General features: G+C 33.1%; 24 protein-coding genes and 2 tRNA genes. 7 read left to right on the forward strand and 19 right to left on the reverse strand.

Features of this window, described 5'->3' with window-relative positions; translation table 11 throughout:
• Positions 1 to 578: 578 nt before the first annotated feature.
• A tRNA-Leu gene (locus tag D1818_RS16655) sits at positions 579 to 660 on the reverse strand.
• A 215-nt stretch (positions 661 to 875) separates the two neighbouring features.
• Here D1818_RS16655 and D1818_RS16660 point away from each other — a divergent pair.
• The 4 genes from D1818_RS16660 (at position 876) to D1818_RS16675 (ending at position 6,129) form a co-directional block, all read left to right on the forward strand.
• Complete coding sequence (locus D1818_RS16660; RefSeq protein ID WP_118463838.1) at positions 876 to 2,270, forward strand: dipeptidase; 1,395 nt, start codon at positions 876 to 878, stop codon at positions 2,268 to 2,270.
• A gap of 222 nt (positions 2,271 to 2,492) precedes the next feature.
• On the forward strand, positions 2,493 to 2,864 hold the full coding sequence (locus tag D1818_RS16665) for a BlaI/MecI/CopY family transcriptional regulator (RefSeq protein WP_118460108.1): 372 nt from the start codon (positions 2,493 to 2,495) through the stop codon (positions 2,862 to 2,864).
• Positions 2,861 to 4,900, forward strand: a complete 2,040-nt coding sequence (locus D1818_RS16670; protein WP_118460109.1) for a M56 family metallopeptidase — start codon at positions 2,861 to 2,863, stop codon at positions 4,898 to 4,900. The genes D1818_RS16665 and D1818_RS16670 overlap by 4 nt, the downstream gene beginning before the upstream one ends.
• A 128-nt stretch (positions 4,901 to 5,028) precedes the next feature.
• Positions 5,029 to 6,129 (forward strand): DUF4407 domain-containing protein, encoded by a 1,101-nt coding sequence (locus tag D1818_RS16675; RefSeq protein WP_118460110.1) that lies wholly within the window; start codon positions 5,029 to 5,031, stop codon positions 6,127 to 6,129.
• Between the two features lie 64 nt (positions 6,130 to 6,193).
• On the opposite strand, the gene D1818_RS16680 is transcribed toward D1818_RS16675, so the two are convergent.
• From D1818_RS16680 to D1818_RS16695, 4 genes are all read right to left on the reverse strand, one after another.
• A complete protein-coding gene (locus D1818_RS16680) occupies positions 6,194 to 7,441 on the reverse strand; it encodes an FAD-binding oxidoreductase (protein WP_118460111.1) in 1,248 nt (415 codons plus the stop codon).
• A 99-nt stretch (positions 7,442 to 7,540) separates the two neighbouring features.
• Positions 7,541 to 8,551, reverse strand: coding sequence for a 4-hydroxyproline epimerase (locus D1818_RS16685; RefSeq protein ID WP_118460112.1), 1,011 nt, complete (start codon positions 8,549 to 8,551; stop codon positions 7,541 to 7,543).
• Between the two features lie 5 nt (positions 8,552 to 8,556).
• On the reverse strand, positions 8,557 to 10,140 hold the full coding sequence (locus D1818_RS16690; protein ID WP_118460113.1) for an aldehyde dehydrogenase (NADP(+)): 1,584 nt from the start codon (positions 10,138 to 10,140) through the stop codon (positions 8,557 to 8,559).
• A gap of 34 nt (positions 10,141 to 10,174) precedes the next feature.
• The gene (locus D1818_RS16695; RefSeq protein ID WP_118460114.1) at positions 10,175 to 11,095 is read right to left on the reverse strand and encodes a dihydrodipicolinate synthase family protein; all 921 of its coding nucleotides are present in this window, start codon (positions 11,093 to 11,095) and stop codon (positions 10,175 to 10,177) included.
• A gap of 138 nt (positions 11,096 to 11,233) precedes the next feature.
• On the opposite strand from D1818_RS16695, the gene D1818_RS16700 reads away from it, so the two are divergent.
• Positions 11,234 to 12,094, forward strand: a complete 861-nt coding sequence (locus tag D1818_RS16700) for an AraC family transcriptional regulator (RefSeq protein ID WP_118460115.1) — start codon at positions 11,234 to 11,236, stop codon at positions 12,092 to 12,094.
• Here D1818_RS16700 and D1818_RS16705 read toward each other — a convergent pair.
• The 13 genes from D1818_RS16705 to D1818_RS16765 all read right to left on the reverse strand — a co-directional run bounded on the left by D1818_RS16705 (position 12,071) and on the right by D1818_RS16765 (position 22,873).
• A complete protein-coding gene (locus D1818_RS16705) occupies positions 12,071 to 13,840 on the reverse strand; it encodes a DNA mismatch repair protein MutS (protein WP_118460116.1) in 1,770 nt (589 codons plus the stop codon). The two genes, D1818_RS16700 and D1818_RS16705, sit on opposite strands and share 24 nt — an antisense overlap.
• A gap of 144 nt (positions 13,841 to 13,984) precedes the next feature.
• A complete protein-coding gene (locus D1818_RS16710) occupies positions 13,985 to 14,341 on the reverse strand; it encodes an MmcQ/YjbR family DNA-binding protein (RefSeq protein WP_118460117.1) in 357 nt (118 codons plus the stop codon).
• 12 nt (positions 14,342 to 14,353) lie between these two features.
• The gene (locus D1818_RS16715) at positions 14,354 to 14,764 is read right to left on the reverse strand and encodes a GNAT family N-acetyltransferase (RefSeq protein ID WP_118460118.1); all 411 of its coding nucleotides are present in this window, start codon (positions 14,762 to 14,764) and stop codon (positions 14,354 to 14,356) included.
• 5 nt (positions 14,765 to 14,769) lie between these two features.
• Positions 14,770 to 15,384 (reverse strand): DUF4230 domain-containing protein, encoded by a 615-nt coding sequence (locus D1818_RS16720; protein ID WP_118460119.1) that lies wholly within the window; start codon positions 15,382 to 15,384, stop codon positions 14,770 to 14,772.
• Between the two features lies 1 nt (position 15,385).
• Positions 15,386 to 15,742: a DUF4260 domain-containing protein gene (locus D1818_RS16725; RefSeq protein ID WP_118463842.1), complete on the reverse strand. Its 357-nt coding sequence runs from the start codon at positions 15,740 to 15,742 to the stop codon at positions 15,386 to 15,388.
• On the reverse strand, positions 15,742 to 16,491 hold the full coding sequence (locus D1818_RS16730; RefSeq protein ID WP_118460120.1) for a cyclase family protein: 750 nt from the start codon (positions 16,489 to 16,491) through the stop codon (positions 15,742 to 15,744). The genes D1818_RS16725 and D1818_RS16730 overlap by 1 nt, the downstream gene beginning before the upstream one ends.
• 7 nt (positions 16,492 to 16,498) lie before the next feature.
• Positions 16,499 to 17,287 (reverse strand): class I SAM-dependent methyltransferase, encoded by a 789-nt coding sequence (locus D1818_RS16735; RefSeq protein ID WP_118460121.1) that lies wholly within the window; start codon positions 17,285 to 17,287, stop codon positions 16,499 to 16,501.
• Between the two features lie 28 nt (positions 17,288 to 17,315).
• Positions 17,316 to 18,452, reverse strand: coding sequence for a radical SAM family heme chaperone HemW (gene hemW / locus D1818_RS16740; RefSeq protein ID WP_118463845.1), 1,137 nt, complete (start codon positions 18,450 to 18,452; stop codon positions 17,316 to 17,318).
• A gap of 64 nt (positions 18,453 to 18,516) precedes the next feature.
• A complete protein-coding gene (ruvC, locus tag D1818_RS16745; protein WP_118460122.1) occupies positions 18,517 to 19,074 on the reverse strand; it encodes a crossover junction endodeoxyribonuclease RuvC in 558 nt (185 codons plus the stop codon).
• 50 nt (positions 19,075 to 19,124) lie between these two features.
• A complete protein-coding gene (locus tag D1818_RS16750; protein ID WP_118460123.1) occupies positions 19,125 to 19,652 on the reverse strand; it encodes a hypothetical protein in 528 nt (175 codons plus the stop codon).
• A gap of 176 nt (positions 19,653 to 19,828) precedes the next feature.
• The gene (locus D1818_RS16755) at positions 19,829 to 20,200 is read right to left on the reverse strand and encodes a BlaI/MecI/CopY family transcriptional regulator (RefSeq protein WP_118460124.1); all 372 of its coding nucleotides are present in this window, start codon (positions 20,198 to 20,200) and stop codon (positions 19,829 to 19,831) included.
• 189 nt (positions 20,201 to 20,389) lie between these two features.
• Positions 20,390 to 22,198 (reverse strand): M56 family metallopeptidase, encoded by a 1,809-nt coding sequence (locus D1818_RS16760; RefSeq protein WP_118460125.1) that lies wholly within the window; start codon positions 22,196 to 22,198, stop codon positions 20,390 to 20,392.
• Between the two features lie 255 nt (positions 22,199 to 22,453).
• The gene (locus D1818_RS16765) at positions 22,454 to 22,873 is read right to left on the reverse strand and encodes a hypothetical protein (protein WP_118460126.1); all 420 of its coding nucleotides are present in this window, start codon (positions 22,871 to 22,873) and stop codon (positions 22,454 to 22,456) included.
• Positions 22,874 to 23,032: 159 nt separating this feature from the next.
• Between D1818_RS16765 and D1818_RS16770 the strand changes: the two genes are divergently transcribed.
• Both D1818_RS16770 and D1818_RS16775 read left to right on the forward strand, forming a co-directional pair.
• Positions 23,033 to 23,533, forward strand: coding sequence for a DUF456 domain-containing protein (locus D1818_RS16770; protein ID WP_118460127.1), 501 nt, complete (start codon positions 23,033 to 23,035; stop codon positions 23,531 to 23,533).
• A gap of 396 nt (positions 23,534 to 23,929) precedes the next feature.
• Positions 23,930 to 24,136 carry a hypothetical protein gene (locus tag D1818_RS16775; RefSeq protein ID WP_147406130.1) on the forward strand — a complete coding sequence of 69 codons (207 nt, stop codon included), beginning with the start codon at positions 23,930 to 23,932 and terminating at the stop codon, positions 24,134 to 24,136.
• Between the two features lie 276 nt (positions 24,137 to 24,412).
• Here the strand turns inward: D1818_RS16775 and D1818_RS16780 are convergent.
• Positions 24,413 to 24,486: transfer RNA gene (locus tag D1818_RS16780), tRNA-Asp, on the reverse strand.
• Positions 24,487 to 24,545: the final 59 nt, after the last annotated feature.

The raw sequence follows: 24,545 nt of genomic DNA on the forward strand, positions 1-24,545 counted from the left end.
TCCAAATTAGAACGTAGTACACCGTGAAAACAAGAGGCAAAATTAAATGGAGGAAGCTTTTAGAATCAAACCGAAAAGAGAAACTCAAAAGAGATTTAAGATAGAGGTACAATAAAGGAAAGATAAAAATTACCAAATTGAATGGTAGAAATCTTAAATAATCATTTTTTTCCAATAATCCCGATTTCCCCAAGAAAGTAGGAACTAGAGAAAGACCAACTACTACTAAAAGCCCAATAAGCAATTTATTTGGTGTTTGTTTCCAATTTCTATTTCTGATTATGAGAAATATCATTATTGTACTCTGGAATAAACCAAAAAGGATTAAAGTAGCTGTAAGGTTTAAGTTCATAAAATTTCAACTTAATGCGATTAGGTTTTAACCGATACATCGGTTTTAATGACTTTTCATATGTTATAAAAATAACAGAATTTATAACATTATATGTATATAAGATGAACAAGCATATAATACGTCGATATAGTAGGGGTTTAAATTAAAAGTTGATGATGTTCAAAAAAGCACAGGACATAAACAAAAAAAAGCCTCTTGTTTCCAAGAAGCTTTTCTTTTGCTGTGCGGGCGGGGAGACTCGAACTCCCACACCTCGCGGCACTAGATCCTAAGTCTAGCGTGTCTACCAATTCCACCACGCCCGCATTAAAACTTTTACAAAACTTAGGACTATCTGTAAAAGCGAGTGCAAATATAAACAATACTTTTAAAATAAAAAGTCTCAACAAAGAAAATTTATGGATGGTTTTAGGTGTCAATATATTTTGTAGCTAAGTATAAACCAAAAGAAACTATTTTATGCTATTATTTCATATAATAATTGGTATTAGTACTTTTAGACAAAATTAACTCAATCCAAATGCAACATACGAATTCTTACGTTCAGGAACATAAAGATCGTTTCATCAACGAACTTTTAGAACTACTTAAAATACCATCTATTAGTGCAGATTCAGCATATGAAAAAGATGTTATTAAAACAGCTGATGAAATAAAGAAAAGCCTGGAAAATGCTGGCTGCGATCTTGTAGAAATATGCGAAACTCCGGGGTATCCTATTGTATATGGCGAAAAAATAATCAATCCCGATCTTCCTACGGTTTTAGTATACGGTCATTATGATGTCCAACCTCCAGATCCAATTGATCTTTGGGATAGTCCCCCTTTCGAACCAGTTATCAAAAAAACAGAATTACATCCTGAGGGAGCAATTTTTGCTAGAGGTTCTTGCGATGATAAAGGACAGATGTACATGCACGTCAAGGCGATGGAATTAATGACCAAAACAGATCAACTTCCTTGTAATGTAAAGTTCATGATAGAAGGAGAGGAAGAGGTAGGAAGTAATAGTTTAAGTTGGTTTGTAGAAAGAAATCAAGAAAAATTATCGAATGATGTAATTCTTATAAGTGATACAGGTATGATCGCTAAAGATGTTCCGTCAATTACTACAGGATTAAGAGGATTAAGCTACGTAGAAGTAGAGGTTACTGGTCCCAATAGGGATCTACATAGTGGATTGTATGGAGGGGCAGTAGCGAATCCGATTAATATCTTAACCAAAATGATTGCCTCTTTACACGATGAAAATAATCATATTACTATTCCTGGTTTTTATGATAAAGTAGAAGAGCTTTCTAAAGAAGAACGTGCAGAAATGGCGAAAGCGCCATTTTCTTTGGATGCTTATAAAAAATCATTAGATATTAACGCCGTTTATGGAGAAGAAGGGTATACAACTAATGAACGTAACTCAATTCGTCCTACGTTAGATGTAAATGGTATTTGGGGTGGATATACTGGAGAAGGTGCTAAGACGGTTATAGCAAGTAAAGCGTATGCTAAAATTTCTATGCGTTTGGTTCCTAATCAAGATTGGAATGAAATTACAGAATTGTTTAAAAACCATTTCGAAAGTATAGCTCCAGAAGCAGTAACAATAAAAGTAACTCCGCATCACGGAGGACAAGGATACGTGACACCGATAGATAATATTGGATATAAAGCAGCAAGCAAGGCATATCAAGATACTTTTGGAAAAACTCCAATTCCGCAACGTAGCGGAGGAAGTATTCCTATAGTTTCTTTATTCGAAAAAGAATTAAAAAGTAAAACAATCCTAATGGGATTTGGACTTGATAGTGATGCGATTCATTCTCCTAATGAACATTTTGGAGTGTGGAATTACTTAAAAGGTATTGAAACGATTCCATTATTTTATAAACATTTTACGGAGTTGAGTAAAAATAATTAGGGCGTTACCCCGATTTTAATCGAGGTCGGGCTTTCACTGCTCGCTCTTTTAGGGATTTCAATAAATCACTAAAAGGAGCTCAAACAAGCCGTTCAATCCCTAACGCAAATAGTAAAATACCTGTCAGGTTTTAATAGCCTAACAGGTATTTTTTTATTAAAATATTTGGAATTATAATTTTTTACTCTACATTTGTAGAGTTAATTCTAACAATGTAGAGTAATGCAGTTATCCAAAGCAGAAGAACAATTAATGAAATACCTCTGGAAGCTAGAGAAAGCTTTTATGAAAGATTTACTAGATGCTTTTCCGGAGCCAAAACCAGCGACTACAACGGTTGCTACTTTGCTTAAGAGAATGGCTGATAAAGGATTTATAGCATACACGTTGTACGGAAAGTCTAGAGAATATTACCCTCTGGTAAAAAAGACAGATTATTTTTCTAAACATGTAAACGGCTTGATAAAGAATTTTTTTAATGACTCTGCATCGCAGTTTGCATCCTTTTTTACTTCAGAAACGAACTTATCAACTTCAGAATTAGAAGAACTTAAAAAGATTGTAGACCAAGAACTTTTAAAGAAACAAAAATGATAGCATATATAATTAAATCATCACTTTGTTTGATGCTCTTATGGGCATTCTATAAGCTGTTTTTAGAAAAGGAAAACATCCATTTTGTAAAGAGGTTTTATCTTCTTTTTAGTTTGGTTTTTGCATTCAGTATCCCCTTGATTACACTGACTTATGAAGCAGAAGTCATTTCCCAATCAGAAACAGTTTCAGAAATAACAACTCCTTTATTGATAGTGCCAGAAACAGAAATCACTCAAGAATCGGTTGATTATTTACCAATTATTTTGTGGATTGTTTACGGAATTGGTGTGTTAGTTTTTGGTTTCCGATTTATCCGAAATGTAATTGCTATTTCTAAAAAGATCAGAACCAATGAAAGATTAAAAGAGCCATCACATATTAATGTGTTGTTAAGTAGTTCAATAATTCCACATACCTTTCTGAGTTACATTTTTGTCCCTAAAAAAGAATTCCAAAATAAAAACATCCCAGAAGAAGTATTACTTCACGAAAAAACACATGTACAGCAAAAACATACACTAGATATACTGTTTGTAGAGGTTCTACAAGTAATCTTTTGGTTTAACCCTTTATTTATTTTTATAAAAAGATCTATTAAGCTAAACCATGAGTTTCTTGCAGACCAGAGCGTATTGAAACAAAGGTTTTCAATACAAAATTACTTTGAATTACTCCTTAATTATCCCAACAGCTCTAATCAAGCTGTATTATCGAGTCCTATTAATTATTCATTAACAAAAAAGCGATTACAGATGATGACAAAAGAATTTTCGAAAAAAAGAACGATGCTAAAGTTAGTCACTTTAGCGCCTGTTTTATCACTATGCGTATTATTTTTTAATAACGAAATAGTGGCTAAAGAAGTAGAACGACCACTTGATGAGATTGTGAACCTTCATACAGAAGAGAAAGTTTCAACACTGGTTGTGAAAAGCGAAGAAGGAAGTATTTCTGTAGATGAAAATGTAACTGATTTTCAGGATGGTGTAACAGATGAAATGGTAAAAGAATATAATGTCTGGGCAAAAGATTTAAATGCTAAAATTAAAGCGAATAAATCGATTACTATTAGAGAGAGTGAGATTTATCGTATGATAAATATTTATAGAAATATGACTGCTGAGCAGCGTAAAGGATCAGAACAGTTCCCTGATATTCCGCCACCACCTCCTGTGCCAGAGGCACCAAAAGTAAAGAAAGGAGAAAAAAGCGATATTCCACCACCTCCACCACCACCAGAAGCTCCAAAAGTAAAAAAAGGTGAAAAAAGTAACATTCCACCGCCTCCACCACCAAAAGAAAAAAATACTCCAAACGGTTTATCAAAAAAAGCAGAAAGAATTAAAACCAATGATGGCTACGCAGAAATTCTCTTATCAGAAAAAGAAGATTGGACAGAAGAAGAAAATGAACGATTAAAAGAGGAAGCAGAGGAAGAAAGAGAACGAGCAGAAATTGAAAGAGAAGAAGCAGAGGTTCTTGTTGAAGAAATTAGAAGAGAGCAAGAACTTGCTTCGGAATTGGCAATGCTGAATGCAGAAGAAGCTAGACGAGCTGCAGAAAATGCTCGTGAAATAGCTATGGAAGCATCTCAGGAAGCGAGATTAAGAGCCCGAAAGGAATCTAGAGAGTTAATGAGAGAGGCTAAAATGCAAACTAGTAAAGCTGAAAAAGAAATGCGTAAAGCCGAAATGGAGGCGAGAAAAAACGCTATGGAAGTAGAGTTGGAAGCTAGAAAAACAATGAGAAAAGCAGAAATGCAAGCTCGTAAAGCTGCGATGGAAGCAAGAAAAAGTGCAAGACAAGCAGAAATGGAAGCTAGAAAAGCAGAACTCCAAGCAATGAGAGTAGCCAGGAACCATTCACCTGATAAATTAATAGAAAGGATGGCTAAAAAAGATGCTGAATTTTATTACAATGGAGAACAAATTTCTGCCAAAGAAGCACTCAAACTTGTTGAAGACTCTAATAAGAATCTTTCGATAGATGCGTCTACAAAAAATGGAAAATCAAAAGTGAAACTTAAAGATTGATCGAAACATTTAGTTATTATTAAATGTATAAATTATCTAAAACCTCACCTTGGTGGGGTTTTTTGCGCAACATTTAGTTAGAAATCAGCGTTATAAGTCTATTGTCAATCAAAAAACACCCTTAGATTATGTTAAAAAATTTTTTCATTATGTGCTCTGGTGCTGATGCCGATATACTGGCTGATAGCTCTAATGGAGAACAAAATAAGTATGCAGGTATTGGTGCAACTGTATTTTTTACTGCACTTATGGCATTTTTAGCGGCGAGTTATGCGCTATATACTGTATTTGATAATTATTTTACTGCTATTTTCTTCGGATTAGTATGGGGATTATTGATCTTTAACCTAGATCGATTTATAGTTTCTACGATTAAGAAAAAGGATAATTTTCTGGATGAACTTTTACAGGCTTCTCCCAGAATTATTTTAGCAGTTATCATTGCGGTTGTTATTTCAAAGCCCTTAGAATTAAAGATTTTTGAAAAAGAAATTGACCAAGTTCTTCTAGAGCAAAAGAACGATCTCACCTTAGCTAATCAAGAACAAATCGCAACTCAATATACTCCAGTTGTAGAAGGAATTGATACCGAAATAACTGGGTTAAAACAAGAAATAAGTGCAAAGGAAACAGAAGTAAATGAGCTGTATGAAACTTATATTGCTGAGGCAGAAGGACGAAAAGGTACAGAGCTTGTAGGTAAAGGTCCTGTTTATAAAGAGAAAAGAGAAAAGCATGATGCAATGCTAGCTGAGTTGGTGGAGCTGAAGAAAACAAATGCCGGAAAAATCACTGGTTTAGAAGCACAAAAGACGGAATTGGCATCAGCCTATGATAAGCAAGTGGAAACTTCTCAACCAATCATTGATAATTTTGATGGATTGATGGCCAGAGTTAATGCACTTAATGAATTGCCTTGGTTACCTTCATTTTTTATCTTTTTATTGTTTTTAGCTATAGAGACCTCGCCTATTTTTGCAAAGTTACTTTCGCCAAAAGGAGAATATGATTTTAAAATTGAGGATATAGAGGGTGAAGTAAAAACCTGGACAGCACAGAAAGCTGATCAACGCAAAATTATGTTAGCAACAGATCATACTGTGAATGATCGAGTATATGGTGATATTGCAGAAGAAGATGAATTGTATCAATACAAAAAGAAAATTGCAAGAGAACTAATGCAGAAACAACAAGATGCTTTTTATAAAAGGCAAACGGATATATTGTAGCATATAATAAAAAGACCTGACAGGTTTCCAAAACCTGTTAGGTCTAACTAAATAAAGGTTTTTTTTAAAACCGTCGATCAGGGTGATACACCTCTAAATTTAAGGATGGTTTTTTATCCGAAATTAGTTCCGAAACTAATTTACCGGTAGCTGGTCCCATACTCCAACCCATCATTGCATGTCCAGTAGCAATGGTTAGGTTTTTGCATTTACTAGATTTACCAATGTAAGCCATGCCGTCTGGAGAGACTGGTCGTAAACCACAGGCAGCATCATTCTTTTCGTCATAAGTGAGAATAATATCTGGATAGTATCTATGAGCGGCATTGGCAATGGCCTCGACTCTCACTTTATTAATATCATGATTGATTCCGGCAATTTCCATGGTTCCTGCGAAACGAGTAAATCCTTGCATGGGTGTAACTGCTACCTTAGCTTCTGCAAGAATCGTAGGCATAGTAATTCCTAAATCTCTTTTAGAATTTATTCGATATCCTTTTCCTGCTTCAAGCAATAATTTGATTCCGAGTTTTTTACTCAATAATTTAGACCAAGAACCTGCAGCTAGTATATATTCATCAGCGGTATATGTATTAGAAGTACTTGTTATCGAAACGATTTTATTATTTCTTACATCAATATCATTGATCTTTTCATTTTTTCGAAATGTAACGCCAGCAATTTCTAGATAAGCTTTCATTTCTTTCATAAATAGATGTGGAGTGGTGTGTCCATCACATTCATACAATACCGCACCTTTAGCATGTAGTTGTATGTTAGGTTCTAGTTGTTTTAATTCAGGAAAAGAAAGATTCTTAACCGGTAAGCCTTCTTCTTGGGCTATTTTTCCTATGAGAATTTCCTCCTCCAGCAGTTTATCTGATTGACAAAGCATTAATAATCCTTTTCGTTCTAAATGAAAGTTAAAATCCTCTTGTTCCTTAATTTCAGAATATAAATCTCTGCTTAATAGATTTATATCTTTAATGACAGAAATACTACGAACTACGTTTTCTGAAGAACAAGATTTATTGAAAGCCCAAGCCCATTGTAAGAAATCAGATGTTAAGCGAGGTTTTATAAATAGTGGACTAGCAGGATTGAACATCCATTTTAATCCTTTTTTCATGACTCCCGGAGCTGCTAAAGGAATAATATGACTGGGAGTCAGATATCCGGCGTTTACATAAGAGGCACCATAATCCATAGAGGACTGATCTATAACGGTTATGTTATGACCTTCTTTATGCAAATAGTATGCGGAACAAAGTCCAATTATTCCACCTCCGATGATAATTACTTTTTTACTCATAGTTGCAAACACTTCGACAAGCTCAGTGTGACATATTGTTTTTTATTTCTATTTCATAAATTATTAGTTATTCTGTCAGTCTGAGCTTGTCGAAGACTTTTATATAACCTGAAATCCGTGTGCATAGGGATCATCTTGATCATCAATAATGATTGTATTATATCCGTATATTTTTGCCCATCCTTGTATACTAGGAATGATAGCTTTTTGATCAGCAAGCTCAGTCTCTTCTTCAATTCTTCCTATAAATTTAGAACCAATAAAACTTTCATGAATAAATTCTTCTCCTTTTTTTAATTTTCCTTTAGCGTATAATTGCGCCATCCTTGCAGAGGTTCCTGTACCGCAGGGAGAACGATCTATAGCTTTATCTCCATAAAAAACTGCATTTCTTCCGGATGAACTAGGATCGATCGGATCTCCTGTCCAGAGGATATGACTAACATCTCTGATGGTTTCATTTTCTGGATGAATGAAATAATCAGGATATTTTTCATTAATTCGATCTCGAATAACCTGAGAATATTGTATCAATTTAGAAGCAGTGAAATTCCGTAGTCCTCTAAAGTTTTTCTGGGTATCAACTATAGCATAATAATTACCGCCGTAAGCAACGTCAAAGGTTATTTTACCAAGTTCAGGACAATCAATCGTCAATGCTTCTGCCGCCAGGTAAGATTTTACATTTTTTAGTTTTACCCAATCCACTTTTTTTCCTGATTGTTGATATTCAATTTCAACTAATCCTGCAGGAGCTTCCATGCGTATTTCTCCGGGAACTTTAGGTTGGATTAAATCTTCTTCTATTGCAATAGTAATAGTTCCTATGGTTCCATGTCCACACATAGGTAAACAACCTGATGTTTCTATAAAAAGAATAGCAAAATCATTTACGGGATCCTGTGGTTCGAATAAAAAGCTACCGCTCATCATATCATGACCGCGAGGTTCAAACATCAATCCCGTTCTAATCCAATCGTATTCTTTTAAGAAATGCTGTCGTTTTTCGCTCATAGAATTACCTTGGAGATTGGGATGTCCTGTTGTAACAACTCGTACAGGATTTCCGCAGGTATGGGCATCGATACATTTATAAGTTGTTTTGGACATGGCTCCTAGATCTTATCATGAGTTTGTTTTCCGTTTACTAAACGAGATATTCCTAAGGGGTTTTCATTTTTAAGTTCATCGGGTAATAGTGCTTTCGGCCAACTTTGATAGCTGAATGGTCTTACCCAGCGTTTTATAGAATGAATCCCAACTGCCGTAAATCTACTATCCGTTGATGCTGGATACGGACCTCCATGAAGCATAGCAGGGCAAACTTCTACACCCGTAGGAACACCATTGAAAATGATTCTTCCCACACGGTTTTGGAGTGCTTCTATTACCGAAGTATATATGGCAACTTCATCATTTTCTGCCAATATCGTTCCTGTTAGTTGACCTTCCAGATTATTGATAATAGTTTCTAATTCATTTACATTTGCACATTGTACTACCATAGAAAAGGGTCCAAATACTTCTTGATGTAACGTAGTATTTTCTAAAAAAGTTTTTCCTTCTACAGTGGTTACTGTTTGTCTTGCGTGATTGGACGCTACATCATTTTGATAGTGGGCGGTAACGATTAATCCACTTTGCTGTAATGCATTAGATCTATTTTTTTCATAATTACCAATGATATTAGGATGTAACATACAAGATGGTTCAATTTTTATAATCTCATCAGAAAGGATATTGATAAAATTATCAAGTGAATCGCCTTTTATTCCTAAAATGAGTCCTGGATTTGTACAAAATTGTCCAGTTCCGAGTGTGATAGACTGGGCATATGTTTTAGCAAGCGCTTCACCTTTTGATGCTGTTGCTTTTGGAAGTAGAATTACAGGATTAATACTTCCCATTTCTGCAAATACAGGAATAGGTTCTGGTCGCTGCGATGCTAAATCAAAAAGTGCTCTACCTCCTTTAATGCTTCCTGTAAATCCGACTGCTTTTACTTTGGGATGTTTTACCAATTGAACACCAACTTCTATTCCCGAGCTGTTAAGGTTAGAGAAAACACCGTTAGGCATTCCGGTTTTTTGTACAGCTTTGATAATAGCAGATGCAACTAATTCTCCGGTTCCGGCATGCATAGGATGTGATTTTACAATCACCGGGCATCCAGCAGCTAATGCCGCAGCAGTATCTCCACCAGCTGTAGAATAAGCCAAAGGAAAATTACTAGCTCCAAAAACAACAACTGGGCCTAATGGAACTAACATTTTGCGAATATCTTGCTTTGGGATTGGTGATCTATCTAAATCTGCAGTATCGATAGTAGCTTCTACCCAAGAACCGCGTGCTACTAATTCTGCAAACATTCTTAATTGCCCAATAGTTCTGCCACGTTCTCCTTTCGCTCTACCTTCTGGTAAGCCCGTCTCGGACACATAGGTTTCTATAAGGGATTGGTCTAATGCCAAAATTTCATCTGCAATCGAGTTAAGAAACTCAGCTTTTTTATTACCAGATACTTTCTTGAAGGATTCGAAAGCCTCTGAAGCAAGAGATACGGTTTTTTCTATTTCCTCTGGAGAGGCTTCAAAAAAAGTATGTTCGTTTTCTATATTTAACTTAGGGTTAAAAGTTGTATATGTTTTGAGCCCTTCAGAAGAAAGTTCATTTCCTATATAGTTTTTGCCAGTGATCATGATTGATGATTTAGTGAGTTAGTTTTATGACGATTTAATAAACTAATGATTTATAATTTGGTAGTGTTGGTCTTGTCTTTATACCATGTTCAATAATCTCTAATACTTTTTTACGTTCTTCGCCAGCCAAAGGAAGTCTGGGGGCACGCACATTTTCTGTACCTATACCAGTAGCAACTTCCGCCAATTTAATGTTTTGTACTAATTTAGGGTTTATATCTAATTCCAGCAATGGCAAAAACCAACGATAGATAGCTATAGCTTCTTTAATTCTTCCTGCTTTTTGTAGTTCGTAAATAGCCACTGTTTCTTCTGGAAAAGCACAAACTAATCCAGCAACCCATCCGTCTGCACCCATCAATAGGCTTTCTAACGCTAAAGTGTCAACTCCGCTGAGAATTTTTAATCTATCTCCAAATCTATTTTTTAAACGGGTGATATTAGAAATGTCTCTGGTAGATTCCTTTACCGCCTGGATATTATCAAGTTCAATAAGTTCATCGAACATATCCATGGTTACTTCAATTTTATAATCTACTGGATTATTATAGATCATGATAGGTAAATTCGTGTTTTTAGCAACTTCTTTAAAATAAGTCACGGTTTCTCTATCTCCAGCTTTATAACGCATTGGTGGTAGCATCATCAACCCATTTGCCCCATCTTCTTCGGCTTTATGAGCTGCTTTAATAGCGCCTTTTGTGCTTTGTTCTGCAATATTAATAACTACCGGAATTCTACTCTTCACAATGTTTACCGTAGTTTTTACCAAGGTGCTTTTCTCGGCATTGTCCAGAGTACTGGCTTCCCCCAAAGTTCCTCCCAGGATGATACCGTGAACACCAGCATTTAGCTGTGCTTCGATATTAGTAGTAAACATTTCTAGATCCAAAGTGTCTTCATGTGTGAACTTTGTAGTAACAGCTGGCATTACGCCTTTCCAATCTATAACCATTCCTTATAATTTTGGTTCAAATATATTGTCAATTTAAATGTAAGGATATCCTGAAATTATCCTATAATGATATTATATTACCTCTTATTGTGTTGATTTACTTATTTATGATTAATATTGAAGTATATATTGCTATAAATGAAAGTTTTACCTTTTAAAATACCGAAATCTTCAACAGATACTTTAATCGTTCAAGAAGATAAGGAAATTGTCTTATATGATAAATTTCATCAACATGAGGAAATACAGATTTCTATTATTGTATCAGGAGAAGGTAGTGTAATTGTTGGTGATACGATTACTGATTATAAACCAGATGACATTTTGGTTTTTGGAAGTAATGTCCCTCATGTATTACAAAGTGCAGTGTCAGACCAGGAATCTTATATGATTTCTCTTTTTTTTACGAAGGAATCTTTTGGGAATACATTTTTTGAACTCCCAGAGTTTGAAGATTTATCCAGTTTTTTTAGAAGTTCGGTATATGGAATTAGAGTGCTTTCAAAAAAACAAAAATTAAAAAGACAATTCCTTAAAATTCTTAAGGCAGAGGAAAGACTAGATCGTTTTACGATTTTTCTGAAGATCTTAAAACTATTAAAAACAGCAAAGATTAAAACTATATCTTCATTTATTTCGAAAAGAGCGTATACAGATAATGAGGGGAAACGAATGGCTAGAGTTTTTCAGACGGTGATGAATGAATTTAACCGAGATTTTTCGCTTAAGGAGGTAGCGGATCTTGCGCATATGACTCCAAATGCTTTTTGTCGTTATTTTAAACAACGTACAAACAAAACGTTTTTTCAATTTTTGATTGAAGTTAGAATTGAGAATGTTTGCAGATTACTATCTAAAGAAGTGGAGATCACTATATCCGAAGCTTCCTATAATAGCGGCTTTAAAAATTTATCTAACTTTAATAGAAAGTTTAAAGAAATAAAAGGTATTACTCCTTCTCATTATAAAAAGAGATTATACGATTCCCATTTTGTTTAGTAGAAAGGAAGCATTCATATTTTGACAAATACCATCTTTGAATTTATAATCAAAATATAGTTCATCATTCACAATCTGTGCATCAAAGAATCGATTTTTTACTTCATCCAGTTCTGATGCTATTTCGCATAAACTTAAATCATGAGTAGCTATAATTCCTGTTGCGTTGGCTTTGACCAGCTTCTCTACAAACTTACGAGATCCCGCTGCTTTATCTTTACTGTTTGTACCTTTTAATATTTCATCTAAAATGATGAAATATTCATCTTTTTCTAATGCATCAACAATTTTTTTAAGTTGAGTTAATTCTGAAAAGAAGTAGGAAGCATCATCACTTAACGAATCTGATGTTCTCATACTAGTGATCAATTTGATGGGTCTATATATACAAGATTTTGCACAAATCGGCAGACCGATATTAGACATTACGATCTGTAATGCTACAGTTCTTAGAAAAGTACTTTTTCCAGCCATATTAGCCCCTGTAATGATAAAAAATTCTTCTTTGCCAATAGTGATATCGTTATCTATTCGTTTCTCGGCATTAAGCATAGGATGTCCTAATTCCTGAGCATTAAGAATTATGCTTTCTGTAGTTAGTTCTGGGTATACATAATTAGGGTTATTAAAAGAAAAATTACCTAAGGAGTTATACGAATCAAAAAAGGCGATAACTTCGAACCATTGATCGACTTTATCGTGATGTGTAGCGATCCATTTTTCAATACGATAGCACTGAATGATATCCCAAAGAAATAAACCATTAGCTAAAACCCCAAACATCATATTATTTCGTTGATCTAAAGCATTGAGGATACCCGCAAACTGTTTCAATATTACTGACGCCTTTTCTTTTTCATTGATTACATCTTGTTGTTTTTCTTGAAGTAAAGTTGATTCGAAATTACTTTTCTCAATCTGATCTACTAATTTGTAATATTGTTCGAATGTATCTTTTACTTTATTAGATTTACTGTATAAGACGTTGATTTTTTTAAGTTGAGATCCCGTAATTCCTAAGCCGATAAAAAACCATAATAAGAGGATGTTGAATGTAATTATATTTAAAAATAATAATACAATCATTAGTACAGAAATTCCAGATACAATTGCAGGAAGTATGCGCATTATTTTTGGTACAAAGGGAGTGTAATTCTGAAGCCATTGTCGGATAGTAGATACAGAAATAGATACATCTACTAGAGAGGCAACTGCACTGAATTCCTGGCGCCATTCCGGTAGTTTAGATAGGTTTTTAATAGCATCTTGTTTCCGTTCTATATTTTCAATATTATTACTTTGTAGTATAGCGGCTAGTTTGTTTTTTCCGGCAGCTGTTGTTGTGCGATTGGTATATTGAAAGAAAGATCGATCTCCAAATAAATCAATATCATGACTATAAGGATGCGAAGGGTTAACATATTTTATTCCACTAGATAGCTTATTATAATCACCCTCAAAAACATCAAGCTCCAGTTGGTTAAGGTCGATCAATTTCTGAAGCTTATTTTTTATATAAGACAGATCTGTGTGACGATTTACCATAATAATGAAGCCTGTTATACCTATTACGATACTACCTATAATGATTTGTGTATTAGGATACCCGAAATAGATACCTGCTATAATACCTAGAAAAACGAATAGTCGAATCGTACTGGAAACAGCAAGTTGTTTCTTTACTTTTTTTAATGATATATTATGAAGATCAATTTGTGATCTATAAAATTGTTGCGGATTATTCATATTATATATTCGAAAAGAGAGCGCAAAAAAATGTTTACCTATGACATCTCGAGCGGAGTCGAGAGATAGTTGTTTGGAGTTGTCAAAAACTTTTGACTCCACTTCATATGACTATGTTTTCTCTTTTATTCCTTCTTTTTTGATTTATAAATTCTCTAATTCTTGTTTTGCTTTTTTGGTTAAACCACTTACTACTAAATCATAAGAGTGATCAATCAATTCGCATAGCATGTTAGTAGCTAAATTGCCCGAAAAGTTAACAGTATTCCAATGTTTTTTACTCATGTGATATCCAGGCTCGATTTCTGGATGGAATTCTCTAAGCTCGATGGACTTATCTGGATCGCATTTTAGGTTTACACTAAAAGGAAGTCTATTCAAACCTGTTAACGCAAACATCTTTCCCATTACCTTAAAAACCAGTGTTGTTTCGTCAAAAGGAAATTCTTCGGTTACTCCTTTTTTTGATAAACAATAATCTCTAAAAGCTTCTATATTCATTGTTATATATTATTATCTATTGATTTTACCCTTACTCATAATCATCTTTGGGTTTGGTAACACATCAAATCCAAATTGTTTATACAATCCATGGGCATCTGCCGTAGCTAGCATCCATCGATTAACTTTCTGCAATTCTGGATGTTCTATAATAGATTTTATTAATTTTTTCGAATATCCTTTTCCTCTGTGGTTTTCCGCAATGAAAACATCCATTAGATAACCAAATACAGTATAATCAGTGAGTACTCTGGCAAAACCAACCTGTTGCTCATCTAGATAAACGCCAAAATTAAGGCAATGTTCTATGCTTGTTCTTACTTCTTCTTTTGTTCTTCCTTTTGCCCAGTATGAATTGGTTAAAAATTGATGAATAAAGTCGATATCTAATTCCGATTTTTCTGTAGAAATAATAATGCTCATTAGTTTTAATTTATAAGCTTTTGGTCAGGATCATTGTCTAATTCCAGTGCGGAATAATCTAATGTCCAACCAATAGATTCTGCAACAGTTTCCATAAGTGAAATAACAGTAAGTAATTCTTTGCCGGCTGATTCGATTAATCCACTTTCGGGTATTTTATCGATGATAAATTGCTTAGCTTCTTGATTTATATCAGTAAGATCATTAGAAGTCATCGGATTAAGCCAGCCTTCTTTTTTATCATAATATTTAAAGTCGGTTTCTATGGTTAGTAGTTTTGGCTTTGGAAATTGAGTTAATACAATTCTTTTGTTTTTAGTATCACTATCTAATTTTATTTTAGAAAGATCAAAACCCACGTGTGCTTTAGCATCAATAAGAATTAAAGCTTTTTTCTTCCCTCTAATGGTTTTAAAGAATTTTTCTTTTACACTTTCGTAATGATAGATTTCGGCAAAATCGCCTTCCACAGTAACTAGCTTACAAACACTTCTGATTTTTTCCATTAGGATAGTAGATTGTGTTTGTATACCAGCTCTTTTTTTTGCCGCGTTAAATCTGGAAAAAATAAAATACGCCAAAACAGAACCTATTAATAACCCAATAAATAATAACTCCATATTAATTCCTTTTACCTATCTCACCAAGGTGTGTAAATTTAAATCCTTTTTCATGTTTTAATCCATAACCTAAAACTCTATCAAAGGCAGCATGCGAAAATAGAATAATTCCGCATAGTTGTATAAGCTCATTTGATAAATATATCCCAAAGCAAAACATGAAAATAGCTAAACCTTTATGATGAAATATATTGTAGGTAAATGCACCAATTCTGTTATTAATAATATATCCTAACATTCCTATATCCGGCACCAAAAATAAGGCCAAGAATAACCACCAGGAAAAAGACAATAGGCTGAATAGATAGATTCCTAGTCCTAACATAGCAAGTTCTTCTAATTGCAAGGTAGTTTTCATCATGACTTCAGTGTTTTGTATAAAATTGGTTTGCTTGGAGAAGCGTCATTCTCGAAGGAGGCAATTTGAAGATTTAAGATGTAAGTACCATCTGGGATTTCATTTTTTACAAAAATCATTTCAGTAATAGTAGCTTCAAGTCGTGGAGCTTCTGGATAGTTCCAAAAAGCTTTATGGGCTAATAGTTTTCCGTCATCTTTTTCTTTATCAACTGATGGTAAATCAATCAAGAGGTGATCAATTTCTATTTCGCGCATATATAGAGCCGCTTCTTTAGATATATACGGCCAGTTCGTATGAGAATATTGTTTGCTAAGTTTTTCTTCGGTATTGGGAAGCGTTCGGATAATTAAAGCTTTTGGATTAGCTTGTAAAGCTGTCTTTATTTGATTTTTAGTAATCACAAAATCATCTCCCTGTTTCTCTGGGTTTATGGTAACGAGTTCAGCCGTAAAAAAGAATTGTTTTAATGTTTGATTAATGCTGTAGAACCCTTTGGTTATATGTCCAATACATTCTGTGTGTGTGCCGTGTCCGTGTGGATTAAAGTAGATGCTATTAAAATTTGTAGAAGCACCTTCAGAAACTTTTCCTATCCAATCTCCATCCGTAACCGGTTCGATTTTTGGAGCTGGAATATACCAGGCATTCACATTTTCATTAGTCGCTCTTAATGGGATTGATATATCAAGTGGTTGTGATAGATCAACTTTATAAGTGACGTTTTTATAATGTATACTAGTAATCATTAAATTGTTAGTCTGTAGTTTTGACTACAAGAAACAGATAATCCCCATCTGTATTTTCATAGTTTTTTATAATATCGTTTATTTTGCCTGAATCTATATCTTTTTCTAAAGCATTTAGACCATTTTCTACCTCTAAAGCATTAGAAAGTGATGAGAAAGACGATATTCCATGCCTTACTTTAGGATTAAAATATAGTTTTGGATTGTGTTTTCCTGAATATAGAAAAAGATCCTCTAGATCCGGTTTAATAAAATACTTTTCTGTTTTTTCTATAACCAATCCATTTTTATGTAGGCTCCTTTTAACTGTTTCTAGCGAAGGCATTTGATTCATAGAATCTTCCAGCATTTTTGGAAAGTAATGGCATAACCAATATCCTTTCATTTGTTCTGGAGTAGCCGTAAAAATTACAATGTTCCCCTCTGGTTTTAAAACCTTATGTAATGATGCAAAACCTTGATCCAAACTATCCCAGTGATGAAGTGTTAAACTTGCAACTATTCCATCTATACTATTTTCTGAAAGCCCTAAAATTTCAGCTTTTCCAATTTTCCAGAGTACATTATTACTTGGGATTTTAGCTTTTTCTAACATCTCCGAAGAAGGGTCAATACCTATAAACTGATATCCTTTTTTGTCAAATTGTTTTGTGTAATTGCCCGTGCCACATCCAATATCTAAATACATTCCTTTGGCTGAAGGATTAAGAAGTGTAAGTAATCTATTAAAAAGATAAGGATCTGCTGTACGAGTGGTATTATAATTGGTTCCTATGACATCATATTTTTCTTGCATTACCTAGATTTTAATTTAGGAGAATAGATTACCCTAAATTTAACAAGAAAAGATCACTTGCGATACCATCACTTAAAAACTTTCCTTTTTTGGTGACTATTAATATATCTCCATCAAGAAATAAAAGATGCTCATCAAGATGTTTCTGCCCTTGTTTCAATAAATATTCTTTATAACTAACTCCAAAATCATTTTCTATTTTTTGCAGAGATACTCCCCAAATAGTTCTTAATCCAGTCATTACATACTCATTATATTTATCGGTAGTTGTTAGTGTTTCGATCTCTCTTGGGAGTTTATTTTCCTGAAGTGCTTTGATATATTTTATGTTGTTGTTAATGTTCCAGCTGCGTTCTTTTCCGTTATAGGAGTGTGCAGAAGGTCCAATACCCAAATAATGCTTGCCTTGCCAATAAGCAGTGTTATTTTTACTAAAATATCCTTGCTTTCCGAAATTAGAAAACTCATAATATTCAAAACCTGCATGTTCCATCGTTTCCACAAGGATATCGAAATGTTCCTGTGCCAGTTCATCCTCGATAGGAGAAATAATTCCTTTTTCAATGAAAGACGATAAGGCTGTATTGGGCTCCACGGTTAATGCATAGCTTGATATATGAGGAATTCCAGTATCTAATGCTATTTTTAGATTTTCTTGCCATCGTTCTGAAGACATTCCCGGAATTCCATAAATCAGATCTATTGATATATTATCGAACTGGCTAGTCGCAAGAAATAAACAATCCAAAGCTTCCTTAGCGTTGTGAGCGCGATTCATTAGTTTTAGATCTTCTTCGAAAAAAGATTGAATGCCAATACTTAATCGATTTACCTCGGTAGGAGCTAATGATTTTATATATGCTTCTGTCAGATCATCTGGATTGGCTTCTATGGTGATTTCTACTTCATCAGAAACGAGGTAGTTTTCGTAGATCGTATCAATAATAAACTTTAATGCAGAAACAGATAAGATACTTGGAGTTCCACCGCCAAAATATATAGTTTCAATGACTTCGTGATCATCAATTTCTGGTCTTCTCAATTTGATTTCGTTACATAATGCAAAAACCATTTGATCTTTCTTCTTAGTAGAAGTGGAGAAATGAAAGTCACAGTAGTGACAAGCTTGTTTGCAAAATGGAATATGTATATAGATGCCGCTGATGATGTTTGGTTTTAGAGTTATGATGTACGATTCTAATTCTGAAATCAAAATTCGTAATTCTTAATTACTTTTTCACTCTCTTTTCATTTTGTTTTACAAAAGCTTCCCAACCAGTATAACTTTTACCAACTATATTAGCTCTGCCCATATTGTAAAAATGACAAACTGCCGCTGCTAATCCATCGGTAGAATCCAGGTTTTTAGGTAATGTTTTTAATTTTAAAAGACTTTGTAGCATTTTTGCGACCTGTTCTTTACTAGCATTACCATTACCGGTAATGGCCATTTTTATTTTTTTTGGAGAGTATTCAGTAATGGGTACCTCTCTGCTTAATCCAGCTGCCATCGCTACTCCTTGAGCACGACCAAGCTTTAACATAGATTGGACATTTTTACCAAAAAACGGTGCTTCGATAGCTATTTCATCTGGATGATAGGTGTCTATGAGTTCAACAGTTCGTTCGAAGATTAGTTTTAATTTTAGATAATGATCATCATATTTACTAAGCTGTAGCTCATTAAGTTGTAAAAAAGACATTTTTTTCTTCACCACTTTAATCAATCCAAACCCCATAATGGTGGTTCCAGGATCAATACCTAATATTATTTTTTCGCTTTCCAACTAACAATGAATTTTTACAAAACTAAGGATTTAAGAATAAGAAGTGGTTCTTAATTGATGCGAATTACAAGTGGAAGTTTATATCGTGTTGTCACAGGAGTGCTTCGAGTATGAGCAGGTTCTATTTCTGGAAGATTATCAATACTTTCTTCTAAGATGTCTCTAAAATCAGGAACCTGAGAAGCAATTATATCGGGGGTTAAAAAATCTTCGAGCTTAATTTCTCCATCTTTAGTAATCAATAATGGAATCCAGACAGTGTCATTAATAGCCTGTTTTACAGTAATTATATGATTCGCTAGATAATCACCAACTTGTTCATTTATAGTTTTTTGAAAACAAAGTTCCAGCTCATCCTGAGATACATGCCTACAAGCTTTAAATAATGGAGGTTCGTCGACTTGGTTTTTATCAATTTCGCTCCACATTTGTTTTAACACCTGTTCGCTATTCTCTTTTTTAACAATCAAATTATCACAGGAACATACTGTGAAAATCAAAATAGATATATAATAAACCCTTTTAATCATTGATAATTTTATTCGCTGTAAAAATACGTGATGTATTTCTAAGCGCATAAAATTAAAGTTTTTTATTCAGAAGGTTGATGTAATTGTAGTTAGAAAGCAATAGTTTGATAGATCTACAAGATTATTTCTTTTTAGCATCTTTTTATTTGTTTTAATAGCTTTTTCTAATTTTGCTGTCACTATTGTTTTCTCACAAATACCCTCTTTATAAAAATTTTAATGGATTATGGGTTACTATTATCTTCTTTATTAATTTCTTTAAGTATCGTTTCCAGATCTTCGATATTCATATCGTTTTTCTTTACAAAAAAGGATACCATATTTCTAAAAGACCCATTGAAGTAATTATTCATTAACTTGTTTAAGGATTGATTACTATACTCTTCTTTTTTAACTAATGGAAAATACACGTATCCTTTACCTTCTTTACGATGAGAAACAAATTCTTTGTTTTCCAGAATCCTAATAATCGTAGAAATTGTATTGTATGCAGGTTTTGGTTCCGACATTTTATCAATAATAGCGGCTACATTTCCTTCTCCGAGCTCCCATAAGAGTTGCATTACTTCTTCTTCTGCCTTGGTGAGTTGCTTCATTTATTAAATTATATGGTGTGTGTTACGTCTAGTTTATTATTGAATTTTTAATATGTAAAGATCTCCTTTTTATGAAATAGATCATACGCTAATAAAAATATTAGCTGAAATAATATGGTTTGAACTATGTATTGAAGCATATCTTTTAATATTAATAGTTTGCTTGTCTTATCAATTTTTTTGTTCTTCTTACATATCTAATGTAATCGAATAAGAAGGTACATTAATGCCTTTTGCATTTGTAATCACATTAAAGTCTAGAATATCCGCTCCTTTTTCTTCCATTAATTTCTTTCTGAAAGAAAGTTCGCATTTCCCATCTTTTGAGTTTTCTTGATAACCCTCTCCATAAACAATTCTCAAATGATATATTCCACCAGGAATATTTCGAGCATAATAATCTGTGTTTTTAGGTAAATATAGTGTTCTTACCACTTTAGAATTTTCATTGGAAACGATGTCAACAATTATGTCGGCATTTTTCCCACTGGTAAATTTCAAATAGTTGTCAATTTTATAATCGTATTTGGTATCTCCTTGATTTGCGCAATAAGGTTCTGCCTCTTTCTTAGAGATTTCATTGGCTCTTGGCGATATTTTATTACGATACTGTTCTGTAAGTTTTTGAGCAACTTCGAGACTTTTTTCGTCTCCGCTCTTGTTAATTGTCTCCAGAGAATGACCATTTTTGTTTTGTAAATTTTCAGGGAGTAAATCTATATCTAAAGAATATGAAGGAACGTGTTTCCCCTTATTTGTTACAATAGCTGTAAAATCAAGGATATCTTGTCCTTGTTCAAATAATACTTCTTTTTTAAGGAAGCCTATACAAGAACCATCAACGTCTTTTTCTGCATACTCTTCTCCATAAATTACATCTATACGATAAACTCCTTCAGGAATATTTCTTATGAAGTAAGTCTGAGATCTGGTTATAAAAGCTTTTCTGATAACTTCTGACGTTTTTAAAGAAACTATTTTCGCAATGATATTAGCATGTTTTCCGTTGGTTACTTTTAAGTAGTTATCTAATGTGTAATCGTATTTAGAATCTTTATTTAGACAATCAGACTGATTGCTTGATTGTATTCTTTCTTTAGCATCTGTTAACTTAGCGTTATCTGTATCTTTACAAGAAGTGTAGGTTAGGATACCTGTAATTACTGGTATTAGAAGTAGGTATTTAAATTTTGCAATAGATTTTGATTGGGACTTTTGTAACATAAGTATTCGTTTTTTGATTAATGATTGATTGAAAAATTGATTAATGAATGTTATTTTTTCTGTCTGAAAAGCAGCATTAAGTAGTTGTTCTATATAGTTTCTTTGATTGACTTTACTAATGGTAACGGAGTCTGCGATGTATTCATGAAGTAAGGTGATCCGTGCTTGGTAAATATAGATCAGCGGGTTCCACCATAGTAATATCTTTAATATTTCTATACTTATTTGATCGATGGTATGTTTATGATTTACATGAACTAGCTCGTGTGAAATGATATTCTTCTTTTCTTCTTCTGTTAAGGAGTCGCCTAAAAAGATGGTATTCCAAAATGAAAATGCGTGGGAACTATTGGAGAGTACTACAATTCTTTTGTCAAATGCTCTGGTAATGTTAGAAACATTTCTCAGAATATGTAGTTTATGAAATTTTAGAATAAGAAGAATAAAGCTAACAATGATCCCTATAAAATATATTACTATCCACCAATTAACTGATTGAGTAGACATTTTTGAGATGGCTTCAGTTTGATTTATGTTGGGGATAATAGTTTTGGTAGAAGCTATAATAGTTCTCTCTATATTCAATACATAAGTTTCTGCTGAGCTTGAATTTAAAAAATCAATTTCTATGAATGGTAATATTAAAGATAGAAATGGAACAGCAAGCAGATACAATCGGTTCCAATTAAAAAAGGTATCTTTTTTATGTAAAACATCATATATAACAAGAAATAAAAGCTGAAATATTAGAACTTGAAGTAGGTAATGGAACATGTTTTTTATTTTAAAATTATTAGAGAATCATGTCAATTCTGAGTCTATTTAGAGAAAAAAGTAGACTCAGATTGACGACCCCAATATTATTTAAGCTATAACTAAATTCATTCAACTAATATTTTAGTTGAATGACAAATATAGGTATTTTTTTATTTTAACTAAGTTTTTAGTTAAAAAAATAGTATTCTTTTTTAGAAGATTTTTTTTGTAAAGTTCTTTTAGTGCGTATTGAAACGGTTTAGAGATTTTGAATTATAGGTTAGTGATGGTGTTTTTAATCTCAAACTGAATCAATATATTGTAAAAATCTTGGGGATCTATATTAATTTCTGATACAGAAGTAGCAGGAATAATATCAGGAAAGGACTGTAAAGTTCTAAAAGCTTCTTTTTCTAATTCTGGTGATGACCCTTTAACCTGTATATTACTAATTTTTCCTTCATTAATAATATTAAATCTTACATAAATACGATTCAGACCAGATTGGGCATAGGAAGATACAGATAAAATATTGTAGTTTTCTTTTACGTATGTTTCAATATCATTACAGACGCAATGTTTTCGAACACGTTCTATGGTTTTGTCTTTACATCTAGTCGTAGTAGGTTTGTTTTGCGCATAGGAATTAAATCCGATTAGTAAAATAGGGATAACTTTCAGAAACTGTTTCATGATTTTGGAGGGTAGATTAGTTGTTTAAAAGTTTATACTTGCTCTAACAAAAATAATTTGTCTATCACCTTTAGATGTTACCTAAAGTTTAATTATTATGGTGAGTAATATTTTATTTAACCGTAACAAAAAACAATATTCTGAGTCTAATGAGTTACTATGGATATAGCATTAGTAATTATTGGTTTTATTTTATGTCTTATTGGTATTATTGGTAGTTTTCTACCAGTATTGCCGGGACCGTTAACATCCTGGATTGGTTTATTAATACTTCATTTCGCAGATGTTATTCCTCAAAATTGGACTTTTTTGGGGATTACATTAGGAATTGCGGTGTTAGTTTGGGTATTGGATTATATTGTTCCAGCATGGGGGACAAAACGCTTTGGAGGAACAAAATATGGGATGATTGGTAGTTCTATTGGACTTATTATTGGTTTGTTATTTTTAGGGCCTTTTGGTATTATTATTGGTCCTTTTGCAGGCGCTTTTATCGGTGAGTTGATTAAGGATAGTAATGATTCTTCTAAAGCGTTAAAAGCTGCTTTTGGATCATTTTTAGGGTTTCTTGCCGGCACTTTTGTGAAATTTGTAGTTTCTATTGCTTTTATTATTTTATATGTGAACAAGGTTTGGGAATATTGGGGAGAACTATTTTAAAACAGTTCTTTAGATATTAAAAATGTAATTGTTTTTCCTGAAATATATAGACAAACAAAAAAGAGCGTCTCCACGCTCTTTTTCTTCACACAAATCATCTTAATTTAGGGGCTTAATCTAAAATTAAAACTCACTTTGTAAAGATACTACAAAACTCGTAACCACCAAACTTTTTGTGTATTTTATCGTAAAATAATGTCATTTTAACATTATTAATTCATAATTTTGATTAAAAAGTAAGATTAATACTACATTTTGAAATTACATTACTTGATTGAACGTAAAATTTAATACAATTCATAAACAATCTGGCAATTTCTATCATAAGCCTATAATGAGGTTTTTAAATTTATTTAAAAAAGAGAGGGGGTAACATTTCTGTTCTTACAAACATTAATGCTAAATTTTAAATATAATTATATTATGAAAAAACAAAATCTAAATTCAGAACAAACAAAATTGTTCTTAGAAAAGTTTTCAACCTCTAAACTGGATAATTTATCGGCTATCAAAGGAGAAGATAATTACTATGGTGGTGGTGAAGTAGATACTGAACCAGATGCACTTATATTTGATCCTATTATCACTGATATGGGTAACTAGGCATGGGAAATTATGATCTTAGAATATTTCTGATTTCGCAGTCGTAATAACGGGTTGGTCTTGATCCGTTATAAATCCAAGTTGAAACTGCAATACTTTTTGGTATTGCAGTTTTTTTTTAAATTGATAATCTTCTTAAATTAAAAAAAGCCTCTCCATTTTCAGGAAAAGCTTCTCATTGGTTTACTAAACCACCCACGCAACAGGCGTGGGACAACACAACTTCGTTAATTGCAAAAAAAAGCTTCAATGGTAGTTGAAGCTTTTGCAATTTTGCGGTCTGGACGGGACTCGAACCCGCGACCCCCTGCGTGACAGGCAGGTATTCTAACCAACTGAACTACCAGACCATTGCCTTATTGCGGATGCAAATATACACCTCATTTTAATACTCACAAATGTTTTTTCG

Source organism: Aquimarina sp. BL5 (genome assembly GCF_003443675.1).
Taxonomy (GTDB): Bacteria; Bacteroidota; Bacteroidia; order Flavobacteriales; family Flavobacteriaceae; genus Aquimarina.